Annotated in this window: 17 protein-coding genes and 1 pseudogene; 2 read left to right on the forward strand and 16 right to left on the reverse strand. The window is 59.6% G+C overall.

All coding sequences use genetic code 11. The annotated features are described in order from the left end of the window. Positions 1 to 5 precede the first annotated feature (5 nt). From yacG to pilB, 5 genes and pseudogenes are all read right to left on the reverse strand, one after another. A complete protein-coding gene (gene yacG, locus AK821_RS24905; protein ID WP_064392456.1) occupies positions 6 to 206 on the reverse strand; it encodes a DNA gyrase inhibitor YacG in 201 nt (66 codons plus the stop codon). Then, complete coding sequence (gene coaE / locus AK821_RS24910; protein WP_064392457.1) at positions 203 to 826, reverse strand: dephospho-CoA kinase; 624 nt, start codon at positions 824 to 826, stop codon at positions 203 to 205. The genes yacG and coaE overlap by 4 nt, the downstream gene beginning before the upstream one ends. Beyond that, entirely contained in the window at positions 823 to 1,695 is an 873-nt protein-coding gene (locus AK821_RS24915; RefSeq protein WP_064392459.1) for a prepilin peptidase, read from the reverse strand. Before AK821_RS24915 ends, coaE begins: the two co-directional genes overlap by 4 nt. A gap of 1 nt (position 1,696) precedes the next feature. Further along, a pseudogene (locus AK821_RS24920) lies at positions 1,697 to 2,914 on the reverse strand (type II secretion system F family protein). A gap of 2 nt (positions 2,915 to 2,916) precedes the next feature. Then, positions 2,917 to 4,617, reverse strand: a complete 1,701-nt coding sequence (gene pilB / locus AK821_RS24925; RefSeq protein ID WP_064392461.1) for a type IV-A pilus assembly ATPase PilB — start codon at positions 4,615 to 4,617, stop codon at positions 2,917 to 2,919. Between the two features lie 226 nt (positions 4,618 to 4,843). Here pilB and AK821_RS24930 point away from each other — a divergent pair, with 226 nt between their 5' ends. Further along, positions 4,844 to 5,266: a pilin gene (locus AK821_RS24930; RefSeq protein WP_064392462.1), complete on the forward strand. Its 423-nt coding sequence runs from the start codon at positions 4,844 to 4,846 to the stop codon at positions 5,264 to 5,266. Positions 5,267 to 5,564: 298 nt separating this feature from the next. Beyond that, on the forward strand, positions 5,565 to 5,918 hold the full coding sequence (locus AK821_RS24935) for a BON domain-containing protein (RefSeq protein ID WP_064392464.1): 354 nt from the start codon (positions 5,565 to 5,567) through the stop codon (positions 5,916 to 5,918). Positions 5,919 to 6,187: 269 nt separating this feature from the next. Here AK821_RS24935 and AK821_RS24940 read toward each other — a convergent pair whose 3' ends face one another. The 11 genes from AK821_RS24940 to AK821_RS24990 all read right to left on the reverse strand — a co-directional run bounded on the left by AK821_RS24940 (position 6,188) and on the right by AK821_RS24990 (position 20,457). Continuing rightward, on the reverse strand, positions 6,188 to 6,484 hold the full coding sequence (locus AK821_RS24940) for a DUF2845 domain-containing protein (protein ID WP_007909909.1): 297 nt from the start codon (positions 6,482 to 6,484) through the stop codon (positions 6,188 to 6,190). Then, positions 6,484 to 9,435, reverse strand: coding sequence for a DUF748 domain-containing protein (locus AK821_RS24945; protein ID WP_064392467.1), 2,952 nt, complete (start codon positions 9,433 to 9,435; stop codon positions 6,484 to 6,486). Before AK821_RS24945 ends, AK821_RS24940 begins: the two co-directional genes overlap by 1 nt. A gap of 220 nt (positions 9,436 to 9,655) precedes the next feature. Next, positions 9,656 to 10,672 carry a class I SAM-dependent rRNA methyltransferase gene (locus AK821_RS24950; protein WP_064392468.1) on the reverse strand — a complete coding sequence of 339 codons (1,017 nt, stop codon included), beginning with the start codon at positions 10,670 to 10,672 and terminating at the stop codon, positions 9,656 to 9,658. A gap of 161 nt (positions 10,673 to 10,833) precedes the next feature. Next, the gene (locus AK821_RS24955) at positions 10,834 to 11,706 is read right to left on the reverse strand and encodes an oxygenase MpaB family protein (protein WP_064392470.1); all 873 of its coding nucleotides are present in this window, start codon (positions 11,704 to 11,706) and stop codon (positions 10,834 to 10,836) included. A 51-nt stretch (positions 11,707 to 11,757) separates the two neighbouring features. Next, positions 11,758 to 13,695: an acetate--CoA ligase gene (gene acs, locus AK821_RS24960; RefSeq protein ID WP_064392471.1), complete on the reverse strand. Its 1,938-nt coding sequence runs from the start codon at positions 13,693 to 13,695 to the stop codon at positions 11,758 to 11,760. Between the two features lie 343 nt (positions 13,696 to 14,038). Next, a complete protein-coding gene (gene pgi, locus AK821_RS24965) occupies positions 14,039 to 15,703 on the reverse strand; it encodes a glucose-6-phosphate isomerase (RefSeq protein WP_064392473.1) in 1,665 nt (554 codons plus the stop codon). 224 nt (positions 15,704 to 15,927) lie between these two features. Further along, positions 15,928 to 16,308 (reverse strand): aspartate 1-decarboxylase, encoded by a 381-nt coding sequence (panD, locus tag AK821_RS24970; RefSeq protein ID WP_064392475.1) that lies wholly within the window; start codon positions 16,306 to 16,308, stop codon positions 15,928 to 15,930. 209 nt (positions 16,309 to 16,517) lie between these two features. Next, positions 16,518 to 17,378 carry a pantoate--beta-alanine ligase gene (panC, locus tag AK821_RS24975; RefSeq protein WP_064392476.1) on the reverse strand — a complete coding sequence of 287 codons (861 nt, stop codon included), beginning with the start codon at positions 17,376 to 17,378 and terminating at the stop codon, positions 16,518 to 16,520. After that, positions 17,375 to 18,175 (reverse strand): 3-methyl-2-oxobutanoate hydroxymethyltransferase, encoded by an 801-nt coding sequence (panB, locus tag AK821_RS24980; protein WP_016983495.1) that lies wholly within the window; start codon positions 18,173 to 18,175, stop codon positions 17,375 to 17,377. Before panB ends, panC begins: the two co-directional genes overlap by 4 nt. 392 nt (positions 18,176 to 18,567) lie before the next feature. Further along, positions 18,568 to 19,053 (reverse strand): 2-amino-4-hydroxy-6-hydroxymethyldihydropteridine diphosphokinase, encoded by a 486-nt coding sequence (gene folK / locus AK821_RS24985; protein WP_064392478.1) that lies wholly within the window; start codon positions 19,051 to 19,053, stop codon positions 18,568 to 18,570. Positions 19,054 to 19,056: 3 nt separating this feature from the next. Then, the gene (locus AK821_RS24990) at positions 19,057 to 20,457 is read right to left on the reverse strand and encodes a polynucleotide adenylyltransferase PcnB (RefSeq protein WP_064392480.1); all 1,401 of its coding nucleotides are present in this window, start codon (positions 20,455 to 20,457) and stop codon (positions 19,057 to 19,059) included. Positions 20,458 to 20,938 lie beyond the last annotated feature (481 nt).

The raw sequence follows: 20,938 nt of genomic DNA on the forward strand, positions 1-20,938 counted from the left end.
CGGGATCAGTGGCGCGGATCGAAATCGCCGGAAAACAGTTCATCCTCGGCATCAGGTGCAACGGGAATCTTGTGTTCTTCCGACGCCCAGGCGCCGAGGTCGATCAGCTTGCAGCGATCAGAGCAGAACGGCCGAAACTTGTTTTCAGGGGTGAATTCAACGGGCGCGCCGCAGGTTGGGCATTCAACGGTTGGGGTCTGGCTCATGCTTGGCCTCCGGATAAAGTCAGGTAAAAGTGATGCAGACGCTCGACTTCGCTGTGCAGCCAGGCGAGGTCGCGGTCGTTGACCACCACGTCGTCGGCGCGGCTCACGCGGTCTTCACGGCTCGACTGGGCCTTGAGGATCGCCTGAACCTGCTGTTCGCTGGTCTGGTCACGCTGCAGGGTACGCTCGATCTGCAATTGTTGCGGGGCGTCGATCACCAGGATGCGCTGGGTCATCGCGTATTGCCCGGACTCGATCAACAGCGGCGAAACCAGAATCGCGTAGGGCGATTGTGCCTGCGCCAGATGATGAGCGATTTCCTCGGCGATCAGCGGATGCAGCAGGGCTTCGAGCCAGCGGCGTTGTTCCGGCACCTCGAAGATCAGTTTGCGCAGGGCGGCGCGATCCAGCGTACCGTCGGCCTGCAAAACGCCGGGGCCGAAGTGTTCGGCTATTTTTGCCAGTGCCGGGCGACCCGGCTCGACCACCCAGCGCGCCGCATGATCTGCGTCGACCACATGGATGCCGAGGTCGATAAAGTGCTGTGCCGCCGCGCTTTTGCCGCTGCCAATGCCGCCGGTCAGGCCGAGAATCCAGGGTTTTTCCACAGGGGTATTCATTTCAAACCGACAAACTGCCAATAGAAGTCGGTTATTTGACCACCCCAGAGCAAGGCAATCCAGCCGGCAATTGCCAGATAGGGACCGAAAGGGATTGGCGTTGAGGTTTCCTGAGCGCGCAAACGCAACACAATCACCCCGATAATCGCACCCACCAGCGAGGACAGCAGTATCGTCAGCGGTAAAATCTGCCAGCCACCCCAGGCGCCGAACAACGCGAGCAGCTTGAAATCGCCATGACCCATGCCGTCCTTGCCGGTCAACAGCTTGAACAGCCAGAACACCGACCACAGCGCCATGTAACCGGCGACTGCGCCCCACAGCGCGTCATGCAGCGGTACGAACAGCCCGAAACTGTTGACGATCAGACCCAGCCACAGCAACGGCAGTACCAGCACATCGGGCAGCAATTGATGCTCGATGTCGATCAGGCTCATCGCCAGCAAAGCCCAACTGAGAAAGATCAACAGACCAGCCTGCCAGCCAAAACCGAAATGCCAGGCGATGAATGCCGAGAGCAGGCCGCAGGCCAGTTCGGTCAATGGGTACCGTTTGCTGATCGGTGACGCACAGGCTGAGCAACGCCCCCGCAGCGCCAGATAACTGAACAGCGGAATGTTTTCCCAGGCGCGAATTCGATGCGCGCAATGCGGACATTCGGAGTGGGGCAGCATCAGGTTGTAGGTGGGCAGCGGTCGTTCCGCAGGCAAGCCCAGTACGTCGTGGGCCTGCTGGCGCCAATCGCGCTCGAGCATCTTCGGCAGACGCCAGATCAACACGTTGAGGAAGCTGCCCACCACCAGGCCCAGCAGCAGTGCGGTGCAAACGAAGGCCAGCGGATACAGGGCAAACAGTTCGTCGATAGGCATGTCAGATCGCAGAGCCGAGTTGGAAAATCGGCAGGTACATGGCCACCACCAGCCCACCGACGATCACCCCCAGCACGACCATGATGAATGGCTCCATGAGGCTGGTGAGGTTGTCGACCATGTTATCCACTTCCTCTTCGTAAAACCCTGCGACCTTGTCGAGCATTTCGTCCAGTGCGCCGGACTCTTCGCCAATCGCGGTCATCTGCACGGCCATGGTGGGAAAGACCCCGGTGCTGCGCATCGAAAAATTCAACTGCATACCCGTGGAGACGTCCTCGCGGATACGCAGCACCGCGCGCTTGAACACTACATTGCCAGTGGCGCCGGCCACCGAGTCGAGTGCTTCCACCAGCGGTACACCGGCGGCAAACGTCGTCGACAGGGTTCGCGCGAAACGGGCGACGGCGGATTTGTACATCAGCGTGCCGACCAGGGGCAGTTTCAGCAGCCAGGTGTCGCGACGGTCCCGCAGCTCCTGAGATTTTTACAGAGCGTGGCGGGGGCCGCAAAAGGCGACCGCCGATACTCCGCGGATCGCCCACCCCCATTGCTGCTTGAATTCGGAAAGGCTGATCACCCTCAGGGCGGAGGCCGGCCGTTCGGCGCCGAAACCCGAGAAAACCGATTGGAATTGCGGCACCACTTTCACCAGCAGAATCCCGGTCACCACGGCCGCGACCAATACCACGGCAGTCGGGTAGGTCATGGCTTTCTTGATCTTGGCTTTCAGGCGTTCGCTTTTTTCCTTATAGGTCGCGACCCGTTCGAGCAGTGTGTCGAGGGCACCGGACTGCTCGCCGGCATCGACCAGGTTGCAATACAGCTCGTCGAAATATTGCGGCTTCTTGCGCAGGGCCGTGGCGAAGCTGTTACCGGCCGCGACTTCCTGTTTCACTTCGTCCACCAGTTTGCGCATGGCCGGGTTCTCAAAGCCTTCGCCAATGATGTCGAACGACTGCAACAGCGGCACGCCGGCCTTCATCATGGTCGCCATCTGCCGGGTGAACAGGGCGATGTCCTGAGCCTTGATGCGTTTGCCGAAGCTCAGCAAGGAGGCGGACTTCTTGCGCACCTTGCCGGGGTTGATCCCCTGTTTGCGCAGCTGTGCCTTGATCAGTGCGGGGTTTTGCCCGCTCAGTTCTCCCGTGACCTTGCTGCCTTTGCGATCCATGCCTTCCCAGGTGTAGACGCTGATTTTCGCTGCCTTGACCGCCATGTTCAGTCCTTGGTGACCCGGTTGATTTCTTCAAGGCTGGTGATGCCTTGCATGGCCTTGTGCAACCCTGAGGTGCGCAGGTCGTCGAAGCCGTCGCGGCGCATCTGGCTGTCGATTTCCAGCGAGTTGCCCTCGGCCATGATCAGCCGTTGCAGCTGCGCAGTGTTTTTCACCACTTCATAAATCCCCACGCGTCCCTTATAGCCGCCGTTGCAGTGATCGCAACCGACCGGCTCGTAGATCGTGAAATGACCGATGCGTTCCTCGGGGAAACCTTCTTTGATTAGGGTTTCGCGCGGAATCTCGATGGGCTTCTTGCAGTGGCTGCACAACTTGCGTGCCAGGCGCTGGGCGATGATCAGGCTCACTGACGTGGCGATGTTGAAACCGGGGATGCCCATGTTGTGCAGGCGTGTGAGGGTTTCCGCCGCGCTGTTGGTGTGCAGGGTCGACAGCACCAGGTGGCCGGTCTGAGCCGCCTTGATGGCGATCTCGGCGGTTTCCAGGTCGCGAATCTCGCCGACCATGATCACGTCCGGGTCCTGCCGTAGAAACGAGCGCAGGGCCTGGGCAAAGTCCAGCCCCTGTTTAGGATTGACGTTGACCTGGTTGATGCCTTCCATGTTGATCTCCACCGGATCTTCGGCGGTGGAAATATTGATATCGACGGTGTTGAGGATATTCAGGCCGGTATACAGCGACACGGTCTTGCCTGACCCGGTGGGGCCGGTGACCAGAATCATCCCTTGCGGCTGCTTGAGTGCCGCCATGTACAGGTCTTTCTGCGCCGGTTCATAGCCGAGCGCGTCGATGCCGATCTGTGCGCTGGACGGGTCGAGAATCCGGATCACCACTTTTTCGCCCCACAAGGTCGGTAGCGTATTGACCCGAAAATCAATTGACTTGCTTTTCGACAAGCGCATCTTGATTCGCCCATCCTGCGGTTTGCGCCGCTCCGAAATATCGAGGCTGGCCATGACTTTCAGGCGTGCGGCAATCCTCCCGGCCAACTGGATCGGCGGCTTTGCCACCTCGCGCAGCATGCCGTCGGTACGCACGCGCACCCGGTAGTTTTTCTCGTAGGGTTCAAAATGCAGGTCGGACGAGCCGCTCTTGATCGCATCGAGCAGCATCTTGTGAACGAAACGCACCACCGGCGCATCATCGGCGTCGAGTCCACCGATAGCCTCCTGTTTGCTGTCATCGATGGCTTCGACATCGAGACCGTCGAGATCAACGTCGGCCATGTCTTCCAGGCCGCTGGCGTGGGTGTCGAAGAATTTTTCGATGGCATCGGTGAGTTTGTCGTCCTCGACCAGAATGGCCTCGGTACTCAGCCCGGTGCTGAACTGGATATCGTTGATCGCCTGATGATTGCTCGGGTCGGAAATGCCCACGAACAGCTTGTTGCCGCGTCGCCACAAGGGCAGGGCATGGTGCTGGCGCACGAGTTTTTCGCTGACCAGTCCCTTGGGCTGGGTTTCCTTGTCCAGACAATTGAGATCAAGGAACGCCATGCCGAAATGCTCCGAGGCGATTTCGGCCACCTGGGAGCTCTTCACCAGTTTGTTCTGTACCAGATAACTGACCAGCGACAGCCGGTTGCGCTGGGCCTGCTGCCAGGCCTGCTGGGCGCTTTTTTCGGTCAGCAGTTCGGCCTGCACCAATTGCTTGGCCAGACCGCTCAGAGCGATGTCATTCATGGGGATTCCGCACGCTTGCAGTTCATGACTTATAGCCTAGTCAAGTGACAGCGCCAAACACGCCAGGTGCAGGTGACAAAAAGTGTCAGATAGTGCGGTTGCAGGTTGTAGGAAACGGCGCTGCTCGCGTTTCATATCCAATGCACGGGGTCTCGCGTGCATTGGCATGGCCTATGCTGCGTCCTTTTCAGATCATGAGATTTCGACTCATGCATGGAGCGTGTCTATGAAAAAACAACAAGGTTTCACTCTGATCGAGCTGCTGATCGTTGTGGCGATCATCGGGATTCTGGCGACAATCGCCTTGCCGCAGTATTCGAAATATCAGGCGCGCTCGAAGGTAACGGCGGGCCTGGCTGAAATCAGCGCACTCAAGGTGCCGTTTGAAGACACCATCAATCAAGGGACCAATCCTACGCTCGCCATTGTCAAAGGCGACGCGGTAACCACGACTTCCAACTGCTCGTTGTCGGCTTCGGGGACTGCGGCTGATGGGGCGGGATCTATCGTGTGCACGATTGCCAATGCGCCGGCCCCGGTGCTGGGCAAAACGATTACGTTGAGTCGTACCGCCGCCAACGGATGGTCATGTGCAACGACTGTGTCAGCGGACTACTCGCCTAAAGGTTGTACTGCCAGCGGTACATGATCCTCGCTTGCAAACGAATCAATGCCCCGCACTTGCGGGGCATTTTTCATTGCCTGTCGCTTCACAAAAGCTTCAATAATTTCAGCGTCTTAGGAACTTTTCAAAAAACCGCAACTTGCATGTGAATATTCCCCGAGTCATGCATTTTGCATGAATCCGGATTTTTTAATTATTCATAAGCTATTGATTTATAAGGGATTTATGTCTTTGAAAAAGTTGGCACAGCGTTCGCAACTACCTCGGTAACCCTGCTGACCAGTAATCCAGCAGACTTTCCAGAAAAACAGGAGTTACTCGTATGAAGAAGTTCGCTATCACTGCCGCTGCTGCTACCGCGCTGACCCTGACCATGACCGGCGCTTTCGCACAAACCACCCAGGCCACCCAGGCTCCAATGACTCTGGCCGCCGGTGAAGTCACCCAGGCTAAAGAAGCTACTTCCGATACCTGGATCACCACCAAAGTCAAAAGTGACCTGGTGACCGAAAAAGGCATTCCAGGCACCGACATCAAAGTAGAAACCAACAAAGGCGTTGTTTCGCTGTCGTCGACTGTAGCCGTGACCGAGGCTCAGAAAACCACCGCAGTGAACATCACCAAGAAAATCAAAGGCGTCAAAGCGGTCTCCGCTGACGGCCTCAAAGCCGAGTAAGGCATGACTTCTCGCCTGGACCGGGAGAAGGCGCGACAGACGGGCCGAGCCATACGTCTGCCGCAACTTTAGAGTTCATGCGAACGGTCACACGGATGTGACCATTACAGGCCCCGCCACTTGTGGCGGGGCCTGTTCTATTTGCGGGGCAATACAAAACAAATGTAGGAGTGAGCCTGCTCGCGATAGCGGTGTGTCAGCTAATTGAATTGCTGACTGACACACCGCTATCGCGAGCAGGCTCACTCCTACAAGGGGATCGCTGCGGGTCAATTACCGCGTTTGCTGTTGATCTGGCGCAGGCGATTGCCTTCGAAGCGCAGGTATTGGTACATGCCGTTGCTCGGGCCGTAGGTCCATTCCTCGACCTGAAACTCCTCGCGGCGATTGGCGCTGCGCTTGTAGCCCAACACGTCGCGGCTGACCGGCTCACCGCACTTTTGCAGGACCTCGCTGGAGCGGTCGCCAAGGCTGATCAATTGACTGCCGCAGCGCAGCGTATCGGACGCCGAGGCGTGACTGGCCGCGAGCGTCATTGCGAGCAAGGCCAGCCACTGTAGTTTCATCATTCGGCGTCCAGATGCATTTGCGTCACAACGCGGCCGTCGCTCTCGGCCTCACCAAGATTGGCATCGATAAAGTAAACGCGGTCGTCTGCCAGTTGGCCTTTATCGACCAGATAATCCTTGATGCTGCTGGCACGGTCCTGACCCAACTGACGCAGCAGCACATCGCTGCCACTCCAGAACTGGATCACGCCGTCGCGCATCTTCGCTGTGCGTTCTTCCTTGCCCAAGTCCTTCCATTCGGCCGGTGGCTGGGTTTTCAGACGCGTGCGATAGATGCCTTCGAGCAGCGGACCTTTCTCGCTGTCCGGCACTTCGATCAGCGACGCCTGAGCCGGTACTTTGTCGCCACGACGCTGGAGCATCTTGTAGTAGTTGTACTGGTACTCACGCTCCAGACGCTGTTCGGCGAGCAACGGCCCGTCACTGCTTTTGGCGGCGGTGCCTTCGATTTCCAGGCGCAATGCCGGACGTTCCTTCAGCGCTTGAGACAGCTTGACCAACGCGGCTTCGGCGTCCTTGTTCAGCTCACTGGAGCCCGGCGCGAACGACACGGTGCCGAGGTCTTGCGAACCGCCACCACTGACCAGTCCCCCGATCAATTTGAACGGGGCGGCAGCGGCTTTGACGATCAGGTTGCGCAGGGTCTGCCAGACGATCGGCATCACGCTGAACTGCGGGTTGTTCAAGTCGCCGGTCACCGGCAATTCGATGGAGATCTTGCCGTCGACGTCCTTGAGCAGGGCAATCGCCAGTTTCAGCGGCAGGCTCACGGCATCCGGGCTGTCGACTTTTTCGCCGAGTTGCAGTTGTTCGACCACCACTTTGTTTTCAGCTTTGAGCTGACCTTTGGTGATCAGGTAATGCAGGTCGAGATTGAGCCGACCCTTGCGGATCCGGTAACCGGCGAACTTGCCGGAGTAGGGGGTCAGCGTGGTCAGCTCGACGCGTTTGAAACTGGTAGCGATGTCGAGACTGGCCATCGGATCGAAGGGATTTACCGCGCCCTTGATGGTCACTGGCGCATAACGGTCGACCTTGCCTTTGATGTCGACACTCGCCGGTTTCGCCTGGCGACTGTCGATGGTGCCGATCTGACCGTTGAGCTGCTGCACGGCGGTGGCGAAGTTCGGTGTCAGGCTGAAGTCGGCGAAGTTCGCCGAGCCGTCGTTAATGGCGATACCACCGATGTGAATGCCCAGCGGTTTGTCTTTGCTGGCCGGTTTTGCCGCTGCGGTTTTTGCGCCACTGTCGGCGGGCTGAGGGATCAGCAGGTCGTCGATGTTGGTGGTGCGATCGTCGTTGATCATGAACCGCACATAAGGCTGGAACAGGTTGACCTTGTCGATCGACAGACTGTCGCCGTGCTGATAGTTGAGGCCTTCGACCACCACCTGCTGCCACTTGAGGAAGTCGCGGGTTTTCAGGGTGTCGAGGGTGTGCAATTGATCGATCTGCGCCCGTCCGGTCACGCTGAGCGCCAGCGGTTCAGTGCTTTTGAGGTTGACCTTCAGGTCACTGCCGAGCATGCCGCTGCGCAGTTCGAGGCGAATGAACGGATTGATGTAGGACTGCGCGACACGCAGGTCGATGTCCTGGGTTTTCACATCGAGCTGAGCATTGACCGGGGCCAGATTGACCGTGCCATCAGCGCTGATCTTGCCTTGTTTGCCCAGCCCGCTGTCGAGCTTGAGCTTGAAGGGCGAGCCGTTGAGGCTGTCGAAACCTTCCAGGTCAACGTTCAGCGGGGTGATATCCAAAGCCACCGGCGGATTCGCCGAACGGTCTGCCAGGTGCACGGTGTAATTGCGCAGTTGCACATCCTTGAGCAGCACTTGCCACGGTTTGCTCGGGGCGTTCGGTTCAGCTTTCGGCGAGTCTGCAGCCGCCGGTGTCGTTGCCGGTTCGGCAGCGGCTTTGGCGGCCGGTTTCGATGGTTGGCTGGCGAACAGTTTCTGCCAGTCCAACTGGCCGTCGGCCTCAAGGGCGGCCCAGGTTTCCAGTTTCTGGCTGCGGATCTTGCCGACCACGACTTGTTGCTTGGCCAGATCCACCGACGTTTCGCTGACGTCCAGACGTTCGAGTTTCGCCAGCGGGCGCCCGTCTGGGGCCTTGATGGCGAAGGGGGCGATGCTCACGGCGACGTTATTGAGCAGCAGTTCGGTTTCTTTCGACAGATTGAGTTTGTATTCAGTGCTGAGGCTGATCACGCCGTCTTCGAGTACCAGCGGCACGGAGTCACGCACGTAGGGCCAAAAGGCTTTCATCTTGCCGTCGGTGACTTTCAGGGTGCCTTCGGAGGTGAACGGGATCAGGCTGAAATTACCGGCCCAGTCGATTCGCCCACCTTGCGGGCCGATGGCGACCAAAGTCATGTCGGCGCTGTCTTCGGGCAGGGTGCTGAGATTCTTCAGCTCGAAATTCAGATCGTCGTAGAGGAACTCGATGGGTTCGCTTGGGCGTACATCCTGAAAATGCACGACGCCCCCGGCCAGTTTGATGTTGTCGATGCGCAGCGGAAACGGTTTGGCGTTCGGGTCGGCCGGTGTCGGCTCGCTGGCCGGCACGTTGAACAGGCCGAGCAGGTTGAGCTTGCCGTCTTTGGCAAAGAGGATTTCACTCTTCGGCTTGTCGAGTTCGATGTCGGACAGGTGCAGCGCTTTTGTCCACAGGCTGTCGATTTGCAGGTCGGCGTACAGGCGTTCGAAACCGACCTGTTCCTTGCCCGGTTCGCCGATGACCAGCCCCCACAGGGTGACTTCAAGGCTGAACGGGTTGAGCTCGATGCGCTGGATATGCGCAGGCACCGTCGCGTAATTGGCCAACTGCTGGTTGGCCACCCGCAGGGCGATGCCCGGCAAAATCAGAAACCCCAGCAGGCTGTAGAGAGCCAGAGCAGTCAACAAGGCGCCAATCGCGCGAATCAATCCTTTGGGCATGTGCGGCTTCATCTGTCTGAATCGGAGTGCCTTGGAGTATGGCACGCGATTCTGGTTCCGAAGTACCTCGCATGGGGCAGGATTGTTCAGATTGTTCTGTAGGAACGCTTTCCATGTGGGAGCGAGCCTGCTCGCGAAGGCGTCATATCAGTCGCTCTATCTGGTGGCTGATACACCGCTTTCGCGAGCAGGCTCGCTCCCACATTGGATAGTTGTCCGCCGCGCGAGCGCTTCAGAGCTGCAAGATCAGGGTTTTCAGCGGCGGTTGCTGATCCATCGACGGGAAGTCGGCGCCCGGGGTCATTACGCTCCACTCGCGGACTGGCCGGCCCGCCTTCTCGGCGCAGCGCAGTACCTGTTCGCGCCAGTCGCCCATGCTGACTTTCGCCAGATTGTTGCAGCAGATCAGCACGCCGTTGTCGGCAGTGGTCAGCAGGGCCGGTTTGAGCAGGCTCTGATAGTCGCGCAGCAGGTCGACGGTGCCGAACGCGCTCTTGGCCCATGCCGGTGGATCGAGTAGCACCAGATCGTATTGACGCTGATCGAGGCGCTGATAGCTCGGCAGCTTTTGTCCACGGCGCTGACTGATCGGCAAGCCGGCGAGTTGGCGGATGGCCGGGAAGTAATCGGACTGGATAAATTGCATTTCCGGCAATTGCGGGTTGAGCTGACCGTTCTCGCGACCGACCGCCAGATTGCCTTCAGCGAAGTCCAGATTGCACACTTCACTCGCGCCACCGGCGGCTGCGCTGAGGCCGACACCGCAGGTGTAAGCGAACAGGTTGAGCACGGATTTGCCTTTGGCGTGAGCCTTGACCCAGCCGCGGGTGTTGCGCAGGTCGAGGAACAGCAGCGGATCCTGCCCGGCATGACGCCCGCGCACGCGGTAATTGAGGCCCCATTCGTGACCGATCAGATCGACCAGCGCAGCGTCGTCGGCCTTGTAGACGCTGTCTTCACGGTCGATACGCGAGTTGCCACGGGAGCGGTCGTTGTAAACCAGCAACGTTTCCAGGCCCAATGTCTGATTGACCATGGCGTGCAGTTGCAGCAGGTCGTCGCGTTCCAGCGTCTGGTGGAAGCTTTGCACCAGCAATTGCGGGCCATAGCGGTCGATGGTCAGACCGCCGGCGCCTTCCTGGCTGCCATGGAACAAGCGATAGCAATCGGTGCCCTGGCGGTGCAACTCGGCTAGCAGATCCTGGCGTTGATCGAGGGCGGCGCGCAGCGCCTGATTCAAGGAAGACATGCGGGCGCCTTGCTGGAGAGAATTGGGGCGCGGGAGTTTAGCAGCTTGGTGGGCAATCGAGTTGCGCCCTTCGCGAGCAGGCTCGCTCCCACATGGGATCTGTGCTGCAAATCAAATCTCCTGTGGGAGCGAGCCTGCTCGCGAAGGGCCTGACGAAGCTTTCAGCTCAGCAAGCCCATCCGCCGTTTGGCCCGTTGCACCGAGCCATTGCGCATCGCCCAGCGCAGCATCGGCGCGCTGCGTCTGACGCTGGCGCGAATCAGCTGGCGTTGCAGCGAACTCTGCCGCACATCGAGCATGGCACTGGCCCAGTCCGGCAGCAGATCAATACCGGCCTTCATCATCAAATCGCCAAACGGCCGCGCGAGAACACTCGGTGCCGGCGCGGCGAGCAACAGGCGCAACACCTCACGGCTGCGCTCGTCGCACAGCAGCTGCGGGCGCATCCTTTGCAGATAATCAGCCACGGCCTGCCGCGATTTCGGCACATCCCGTGCGCCCAGGCGTTCGGCAATCACGGCGATTTCCGCGTAATAACGATCTTGATCGGCCGCCGACAAGTGCGGATTGCGATAGCGCAAATGTGCCGCGAGAAAGTTGCTGACCTCGGCCACATGCACCCACGTCAGCAAATCCGGATCGCTCGCCGCGTAGGGCCGGCCATCCGGTGCGGTGCCCACCACCTGCAAGTGAATGGTTCGGACTTTCTCGATCAACCAGTCGGCGTCTCGTCGCGATCCAAATGTGGTACCGGAAACAAACTGGCTGGTACGGCGCAAGCGCCCGAGCATGTCTTGACGAAAATTCGAATGATCCCAAACCCCGGCCAACGCCAGCGGATGCAGCGCTTGCAGCAGCAACGCGCTGATGCCGCCGATCAACATGCTGCTGAAGTCGCCGTGCACTTGCCAACTGACCGAGTCGGGGCCGAACAGGCCGGGATCGCCCTTGGGGTTTTCCAGGTCGAGTTGGCCGAGGGACAGCCCGGTCAGGCTCATGAGTTGCTGTTCGATACGGCTGCGGATGAATTCCATGACCACTCAGTGAAGAAGAGCGGGCGCGACCAGTTGACCGCGCCCGGGATGTTACTGATTGAGGCGCTTGTCGATCAGGCCCTGTACCACGCTCGGATCGGCCAGGGTCGAGGTGTCGCCGAGGCTGTCGAGTTCGTTACAGGCGATCTTGCGCAGGATGCGCCGCATGATCTTGCCTGAGCGGGTTTTCGGCAAGGCTGGCGCCCACTGAATCAGGTCCGGTTTGGCGAAGCTGCCGATTTCCTTGCTGACGTGGTCGAGCAATTGTTTCTTCAACTCGTCATTCGGTTCGGCGCCGTTCATGGGCGTGACGAAGGCATAGATGCCCTGGCCTTTGACGTCGTGGGGGTAACCGACCACGGCGGCCTCGGCGATGCTGTCGTGCAGGACCAGTGCGCTTTCCACTTCGGCCGTACCGATGCGGTGGCCGGAGACGTTGATCACGTCGTCGATGCGCCCGGTGATCCAGTAATCGCCGTCCTCATCGCGGCGCGCGCCGTCGCCAGTAAAGTAGTAGCCAGGGTAGGGTTTGAAATAGGTATCGACCATTCGCTGCGGGTCGCCATAGACACTGCGGATCTGCGCCGGCCAACTGGATTTGATCGCCAGCACGCCGCTGCCGGCGCCTTTGATTTCCTTGCCGTGTTCATCGAGCAGCACCGGTTGCACGCCGAACAGCGGCTGCGTGGCGCAGCCCGGCTTGATCCGTTGTGCGCTGACCAGCGGGCTGAGCATGATGCCGCCGGTTTCGGTCTGCCACCAGGTATCGACGATGGGGCAGCGTTGTTCTCCTACGACGTTGAAATACCATTCCCACGCTTCCGGGTTGATCGGCTCACCGACGCTGCCGAGTAATCTGAGGCTGGCGCGCGACGTTTCCTTCAACGGCTCGGCGCCTTCGCGCATCAATGCGCGCAGGGCGGTGGGGGCGGTGTAGAAGATGTTGACCTTGTGTTTATCGATCACCTGCCAGAAGCGTGAGCTGCTCGGGTAGCTCGGCACGCCTTCGAACATCAGCGTGGTCGCGCCATTGGCCAGCGGGCCGTAGACGATGTAGCTGTGGCCGGTGACCCAGCCGACGTCGGCGGTGCACCAGAACACTTCGCCGTCGCGATAATCGAGTACGTATTTGAAAGTCATCGCCGCTTGCAGCAGATAGCCGCCGGTGGTGTGCAGCACGCCTTTGGGTTTGCCGGTGCTGCCGGAGGTGTAGAGGATGAACAGCGGGTCTTCGGCGTCCATCGCTTCTGGCGGGCAATCGTCGCTGACATCGCGCACGGCCTGGTGATACCAGAGATCGCGGCCCTCAACCCAGTCGACTTGGCCTTGGCTGCGTTCGACCACCACGACGGTGCTGACGTCCGGGCAACTCAGCAGGGCTTTGTCGACGTTCTGTTTCAGCGGCACGAACTTGCCGCCGCGTACGCCTTCATCTGCCGTGATCACCGTGCGGCAGTCGGCATCGAGAATGCGGTCACGCAGGGAATCGGGAGAGAATCCGCCGAACACCACCGAATGGATCGCGCCGATCCGCGCGCAGGCGAGCATGGCGTAGGCGGCTTCGGGGATCATCGGCATGTAGATGCACACCCGGTCGCCTTTCTTCACGCCACGGCTTTTCAGCACATTGGCCAGTCGGCAGACATGGTGGTGAAGTTTTTTGTAAGTGATTTGTGCCGATTCGGCGGGGTCGTCGCCTTCCCAGAGCAGGGCGGTTTGATCGCCGCGTTGTTCGAGATGGCGGTCGATGCAGTTGTAGCTGACATTCAGTTTGCCCCCGGCAAACCAGGCGGCCTCTCCGGTTTTCAGGTCATAGCGCTGAACGGTCTGCCACGGCGTACTCCAGTCGAGGAAGCGCGTGGCCTGTTCGGCCCAAAAGGTGCTGGGGTGTTCAATGGATTCGCGGTACAGGCGCCGATAGTCTTCCTGAGTCAATTGCGCAGCCCGGCGGACGGCATCGGCTTTGGGGAACGTGCTGATATCGAACATGACGGTTCCTTATTCTTGTTGTGCGACAAGGATAAAGATGCGCCGATGGGGGCAAGGGTTCAAGGGCGGCAGACGGCTCCCCACCGCGAAGAGCCCCTCACCCTAACCCTCTCCCAAAGGGAGAGGGGACTGACCGAGGTGTTTGGGCTTGATACATCGACCTGAAATTCCTGAGTCCAACTCAAGTAATGAAAAGCGCGAAAATCGGCTCCCTTTCCCCCTCGCCCTTGGGGGAGAGGGCTGGGGTGAGGGGGAAACGATCTGGCTGTCAGCGCGAAATCCACGCCAAACGCCAGACGAAAAAAAGCCCCTGAACTTCAGGGGCTCTCTATCAAGCGACTGATCACCCGCGGTGACGACCGCGGAAGTAGTTGATCAGGCCTTGGGTGGAAGGGTCATCGGCAACGGTTTCATCGCTGCCCACCAGGCGGTTGTAAACGCCTTTGCCCAGTTCCTTGCCCAGTTCCACGCCCCACTGGTCAAAGGCGTTGATGCCCCAGACCACGCTTTGCACGAACACTTTGTGTTCATACATCGCCACCAGTGCGCCGAGACGACGCGGGCTGATGCGCTCGACCACAAGGGTGTTGCTCGGACGGTTGCCCGGGATCACCTTGTGCGGTGCGAGTTTGTGCACCTGCTCTTCGCTCATGCCCTTGTCGCGCAACTCTTGTTCGGCTTCCGGCAAGGTCTTGCCGAGCATCAGCGCCTGGCTCTGCGACAGGCAGTTGGCGTACAGCCACTGATGGTGGTCGGAAACCGGGTTGAAGCTGACGATCGGCACAATGAAGTCGGCCGGGATCAGCTGCGACCCTTGATGCAGCAACTGATGGTAGGCGTGCTGACCGTTGCAGCCGACGCCGCCCCAGATCACCGGACCGGTATCGGTCGACACCGGCGTGCCGTCCTGACGCACGCTCTTGCCGTTGGATTCCATGTCCAGTTGTTGCAAGTGCTTGGTGATGTTACGCAGGTAGTGGTCGTACGGCAGGATCGCGTGGCTCTGCGCGCCCCAGAAGTTACCGTACCAGACACCGAGCAGCGCCAGCAGAACCGGCATGTTCTGTTCGAACGGCGCGGTCTGGAAATGCTGGTCCATGGTGTAGGCACCGGACAGCAGTTCCTTGAAGTTGGACATGCCGATGGCCAGGGCAATCGGCAAACCGATGGCCGACCACAGCGAGTAACGACCGCCAACCCAGTCCCACATCGGGAAGATGTTTTCTTCGCGGATACCGAACGCCACGGCTGCCGCGTTGTTGCTCGAGACGGCGATGAAGTGACGATACAGCTCGGCTTCCGAACCGCCCTGCGCCAGGTACCAGGCACGAGCAGCCTGGGCGTTCTTCAGGGTTTCGAGGGTGTTGAACGACTTCGACGAAACGATGAACAGCGTGGTCTCGGCGCGCAGTTTCTGCGTCAGCTCGTGGAACTCACTGCCGTCGATGTTCGCCAGATAGTGGCAACGCACGCCTTTCTGCGCGTAGGACAGCAGTGCTTCGGACACCAGCTCCGGGCCGAGGAACGAGCCACCGATGCCGATGTTGACCACATCAGTGATCGGCTTTTCGGTGTAACCGCGCCACAGACCGTCGTGGATGCGGCCAACCAGATCGGTGATCTGGTTCAACACTTTGTGGACTTCCGGCATCACGTTGACGCCGTTGACCGATAACTTGTCGCCTACCGGGCGGCGCAGGGCGGTATGCAGCGCCGGGCGGCCTTCGGACGAGTTGACGATTTCGCCGTCGAACAGCGCCTTGATTGCGCCCTTGAGATCGACTTCGTTGGCCAGACCCACCAGCAGATTGCGGGTCTCGGCGTTGATCAAATTCTTCGAATAGTCGAGAAACAGTCCGCAGCTGCTGAGAGTGAACTGATTGAAGCGCTGCGGATCGGCGTTGAAGGCTTCGCGCATGCTGAAATCCTGCATGGCTTGGCGGTGATCTTTCAACGCTTGCCAGGCGGGCAGAGCGGTAACGTCGTGAGGAGTGCGGTAGTACGCCATCGCTGCGGTTTTCCTTTTTACTTGAACGGCCTTTTAAACACTGAACAGCCACGACACGCCATGTTTGGGCGTGGGGCCAACTGTGTCGCCACGATTTCTGGACACAGGGCGAATACAGTAAACCTCGCGCTGCGTTCTGTCTTGACTTTGTCTGACCAGATCCCTGTACTTTTTTAACATCGAGAGCGGGAACTGGCCGACAAACGGAACGAGGTGATACGCGATCAGGCAACCTGAACCGGGATGGCGTTGCTGGTATGGCTCAGCTCATTGCCCGGTCCCATGTAGAGCATGCGCGGCTTGAAATTGACCAGATCCGCTTCGCTGTAATGGGCGTAGGCGCAGATGATCACCCGATCGCCGACCTTGGCCTTGTGTGCGGCGGCGCCGTTGACCGAGATCATCCGCGAACCCTCTTCGCCACGGATTGCATAGGTGGTGAAACGCTCGCCGTTGTCGACGTTGTAAATCTGGATCTGCTCGTATTCACGGATGCCGGACAAGTCCAGCCACTCGCCATCAATGGCGCACGAGCCTTCGTAGTCGAGCACTGCATGAGTGACTTCGGCGCGGTGCAGTTTGGCCTTGAGCATGATCGCGTGCATGTGCATTTTCCCGGGTTGGAATCAAACGGCGGGCAGTGTGCCCGAAGGCTTTTAAGGCGGCAATACAGCTGGAATGCAATCTTCATGACGCTGAAAAACACTGTAGGAGTGAGCCTGCTCGCGATGGCGGTGTGTCATTCAACACTCATGCTGACTGACACACCGCTATCGCGAGCAGGCTCACTCCTACAGGGGGTATTGCGGTGTCTTTAAACCGGGGTATCGAGATTCAGGTGCAGGTTATCGATCAACCGCGTGGTGCCGAGGAACGCCGCCACCAGAATCACCAGATCGCGATCCTCCGCCGTCGCCGGACGCAAGGTCAGGGCATGACGGATTTCCAGGTAATCCGGACGCAGACCCGCGGCTTCGAGCTGTTGCAGCTGAGCGCTGATCAGCGCCGGAAAGTCGCGTTCGCCTTGCTTGATCGACTCGGCGATGTTGCTCAGGCTGCGATAAACCACCGGGGCCGCCGCACGTTGTTCTTCGCTGAGGAAGCCATTGCGCGACGACAGCGCCAGTCCGTCGGCGGCACGCACGGTCGGCTCGCCGATGATCTGGATCGGCATGTTCAGGTCATGCACCAGCGCGCGGATCACCGCCAGTTGCTGGTAATCCTTCTGGCCGAAAATCGCCAGATCCGGCTGGACCATGTTGAACAGTTTGCTGACCACGGTCGCGACACCTTCGAAGTGCCCCGGACGGCTGGCGCCGCACAGGCCTTCGGAGAGTTGCGGCACGCTGACCCGGGTCTGCCCGGCCATGCCGTCGGGATACATTTCCTCGACAGTCGGCGCGAACAGCAGGGAGCAACCGGCTTCGAGGAGTTTTTCCTGATCCGCCGCCAAGGTGCGCGGGTACTTGTCGAGGTCTTCGCCGGCGCCGAACTGCAGTGGGTTGACGAAAATGCTTGCGACCACAAAATCCACGCGTTGCGTGGCTTTGGTGATCAGCGCGACGTGGCCGCTGTGCAGGTTGCCCATGGTCGGCACAAAGCCGATGCGCTTGCCTTCACTGCGGGCACGGGCCACAGCGGCGCGCAGTTCGCGTACGGTTTTAACGGTGTTCATGCAGAGAATCCGTGTTCGATGCCAGGGAACGTGGTGGCTTTGACTTCGTTGACGTAAGCCTTCAGTGCGGACTGGATGCTGTCCTGACCGTGCATGAAGTTCTTCACGAACTTCGGCACGCGGCCAGTGATCGACAGGCCGAGCATGTCGTGCAGTACCAGCACCTGGCCGTCGGTGGCGTTACCGGCACCGATACCGATCACCGGAATCTTCACGGCCTGGCTGATTTCAGCGGCCAGTTCACTCGGTACGCATTCCAGCAGCAGCATCGCCGCACCGGCTTGTTCCAGCGAGATCGCGTCGGCGCGCATCTGCCGCGCCTGGTTCTCGTTACGGCCCTGCACTTTATAGCCACCGAGAATGTTCACCGCTTGCGGGGTCAGGCCCATGTGCGCGCAAACCGGTACACCGCGCTCGGCGAGCAAACGGATCGACTCGGCCAGCCACAACTGACCTTCGACTTTGATCATGTGCGCGCCGGCCTGCATCAGCATCGCGCTGTTGCTCATGGTTTGTTCGAGGGTGGCGTTGGCCATGAATGGCAGGTCGGCGAGGATCAGGGCATCGGTATTGCCGCGTTTGACGCAAGCGGTGTGGTAGGCCATTTCTGCGGTGGTCACCGGCAAGGTGCTGTCGTGACCTTGCAGGACCATGCCGAGGGAGTCGCCCACCAGCAGCACTTCGACACCGGCCTCGTTGCAGGCGTGAGCGAAGGTCGCGTCATAGCAGGTCAGCATGGTGATCTTTTCACCTTTCTGCTTGAGGCTCTGGAGCGTGGTCAGGGTGATGGCTGGCATGTAAAAAATCCTCGTTCAGGCGCTCTGGAAACTGCTGCGAGTAACGCGCGTGATTCGTCATCTACTCAGGCGCACGCTCTTTTGTCGTGCTTATAAGGCCTGGATTGCGCCCGTATGTGCCGGGTTGGCGGCAGCGGGACGCCTATAGTCGTGATGAGCCAACAGGAAGTCAATTGCGTGTGTTACCGCATTGTTACGAGGGGAGTGTTACCGGCGTTACTGATGCGATTCAGCGGCGCGGCAGGGCTGATTCGCGGGGTTTTTGTCTGACAAAATCCTGAGGGTAAACGCTATTCCCTGTAGGAGCTGCGGAACGCTGCGATCTTTTGATCTTGGTTTTGAAGATCAAAAGATCGCAGCGTTCCGCAGCTCCTACAAAGGGCGGATTTGCGTCAGGCGTGGGGGAAGCGTTCCAGGCCGACGAACGGGCAGGCTGCCAGCAGTTCGGGGAGGTTTCGGCCGTCGGCAAGGCGCAGATCCTGCGGCGCCAGTTCGGCGAGGGGATAGAGCACGAACGCACGTTCCTGAATCTGGTAATGCGGGACTTGCAGGCGCGGCTCGTCGATCAGTCGATCGCCGAACAGCAGAATGTCCAGATCCAGCGTACGCGGGCCCCAACGCTCCAGGCGTTCACGCCCTTGATCGTTCTCGATCGCTTGCAAGGCATCGAGCAATTCCAGCGGTGCAAGCGAGCTGTCGAGTGCCGCCACCGCGTTGGTGTAACGCGGCTGGCCCGGCAACAGGGAATCACTTTGATAGAAGGCGGAAACGCCAGCAAGCGTGGTCTGCGGCAATTGCCCCAGCGCCTCGACGGCGCTGCGCAATTGTTCGGCAGGGTCAGCGAGGTTGCTGCCCATGCCGATATAGATGCGTTCCATCGCTTATTCGCCCGTGGCGCTCGGGGCGCCGGCGCGTTTGCGCTTGGAGCCACCGCTGCGGCGACGTTTGCGTGGCGCGCCACTGGCGTCATCACCTTTGCCACTGAGGTCGCGGATCATGTCGCGACGCTCGCTGTCGTTGGCGTCCTGATAGTCCGTCCACCATTCGCCGAGGCCATCAGTTTCCTCGCCCGCACTTTCACGCAGCAGGAGGAAGTCGTAACCGGCACGGAAACGCGGGTTGTCCAGCAACAGGTCGGCGCGTTTGCCGCTGCGGCGTGGCAGGCGTTCCTGCATGTCCCAGATCTCGCGGATCGGCATGGTGAAGCGCTTTGGAATCGCGATGCGCTGGCACTGCTCGGCGATCAGCTCGTGCGCACCTTCCTGCATCGCCGGAATCGGCGGCATGCCACGTTCCTGCAGGCGCAACACGCGGGCCGGCAGGGCAGGCCACAGCAGCGCGGCAAACAGGAACGCCGGGGTCACCGGTTTGTTCTGCTTGATGCGCAGGTCGGTGTTGGTCAACGCTTCGCTGATCAGCGTGTGGGTGTATTCCGGGTTGTGTTCCAGCGCATCGGCACTGGCCGGGAACAGCGGGGCGAACAGTTGCAGATCGACGAGCATTTCGAAGGTGATCGCGGCGTGGCCCGAGAGGAACAGCTTGAGCACTTCTTCGAACAGACGCGCCGACGGGATCTCGCGCAGCATCGGCGCCAGTTCACGGATCGGCTGTACGGTGTGCTTTTCGATGCCGAAGTTGAGCTTGGCGGCGAAACGCACGGCCCGCAGCATGCGCACCGGGTCTTCCTGATAGCGCTGCTTCGGGTCGCCGATCAGGCGGATCAGGTGGTTGCGGATGTCGTGTACGCCGTTGGCGTAATCGAGGATGCGCTCGCTGACCGGATCGTAATACAGGGCGTTGATGGTGAAGTCGCGGCGTTGCGCGTCTTCTTCCAGGGTGCCGTAAACGTTGTCGCGCAGAATCCGCCCGCTCTCGTTACGCGAAGACTGGTTGCTGTCTTCGTCGTCTTCGTTGACCGGGTGATTGGCGCGGAAGGTCGCGACTTCAATGATTTCGCGACCGAAATGGATATGCACCAGTTTGAAGCGACGGCCGATGATTCGCGCATTGCGGAATTCGGCACGGACTTGCTCGGGGGTGGCGCTGGTGGCGACGTCGAAATCCTTGGGCGTGATGCCCAGCAGCATGTCACGCACGCAACCGCCGACCAGATAAGCCTGGTAACCGGCACCTTGCAGGCGTTCAACGATATTCACCGCATAGCGGCTGAATTGCGTTTTCTGCAGCGAATGTTGGCCGCTGTTGAGCACTTCAGGGGTGCTGCGGATGTGTTGCGTACGACGCACGGGAGCTCGGAATGACTGGAACAACTTCTTCAGCATGGGATGCACTGTTTGAAGGAATGTTCGGCCATACCAAAGAATGACCGCATGATGGGCGCAGATTCTAGCATTTAGTCGGGGGATGGTGTAGGACACGGCCGATTTGAGCTGCAAGCCGCAGGCTACAGGCATCGCGCGCGATAAAAATGGGGGATTTTGCAGCGGAGGAGAAACTACAAGGGGAGCCGAAGCTCCCCAAGAAGTAGTTGCGTGCTCTTTTTATTATTGATTCGGGCTTCTTGTTTTTGTTGAGTGCCCTCGCCACGAAGTGTTTCCTTCGTGACCCTCCCAATCGGGAGCCAAGAGCAAACGGATTGCTTTGGTCGCTGAATTGCAGTGATCTTACGATCCAACCAGTACAGGCTCTGTCTTAGGACAGTTTTTGTTGTTCTCGGCCTGGTCGTGGGGCAAGCCCCAAATACAACGCCTCTCCAAAAGAATCAGTTAGCTGCGCCTCTCGCCGTCTTGTTTTTATTGTGCG

The sequence above is a fragment of the Pseudomonas sp. RIT-PI-r genome (assembly GCF_001297015.1).
In the GTDB taxonomy this organism is placed as follows: domain Bacteria; phylum Pseudomonadota; class Gammaproteobacteria; order Pseudomonadales; family Pseudomonadaceae; genus Aquipseudomonas.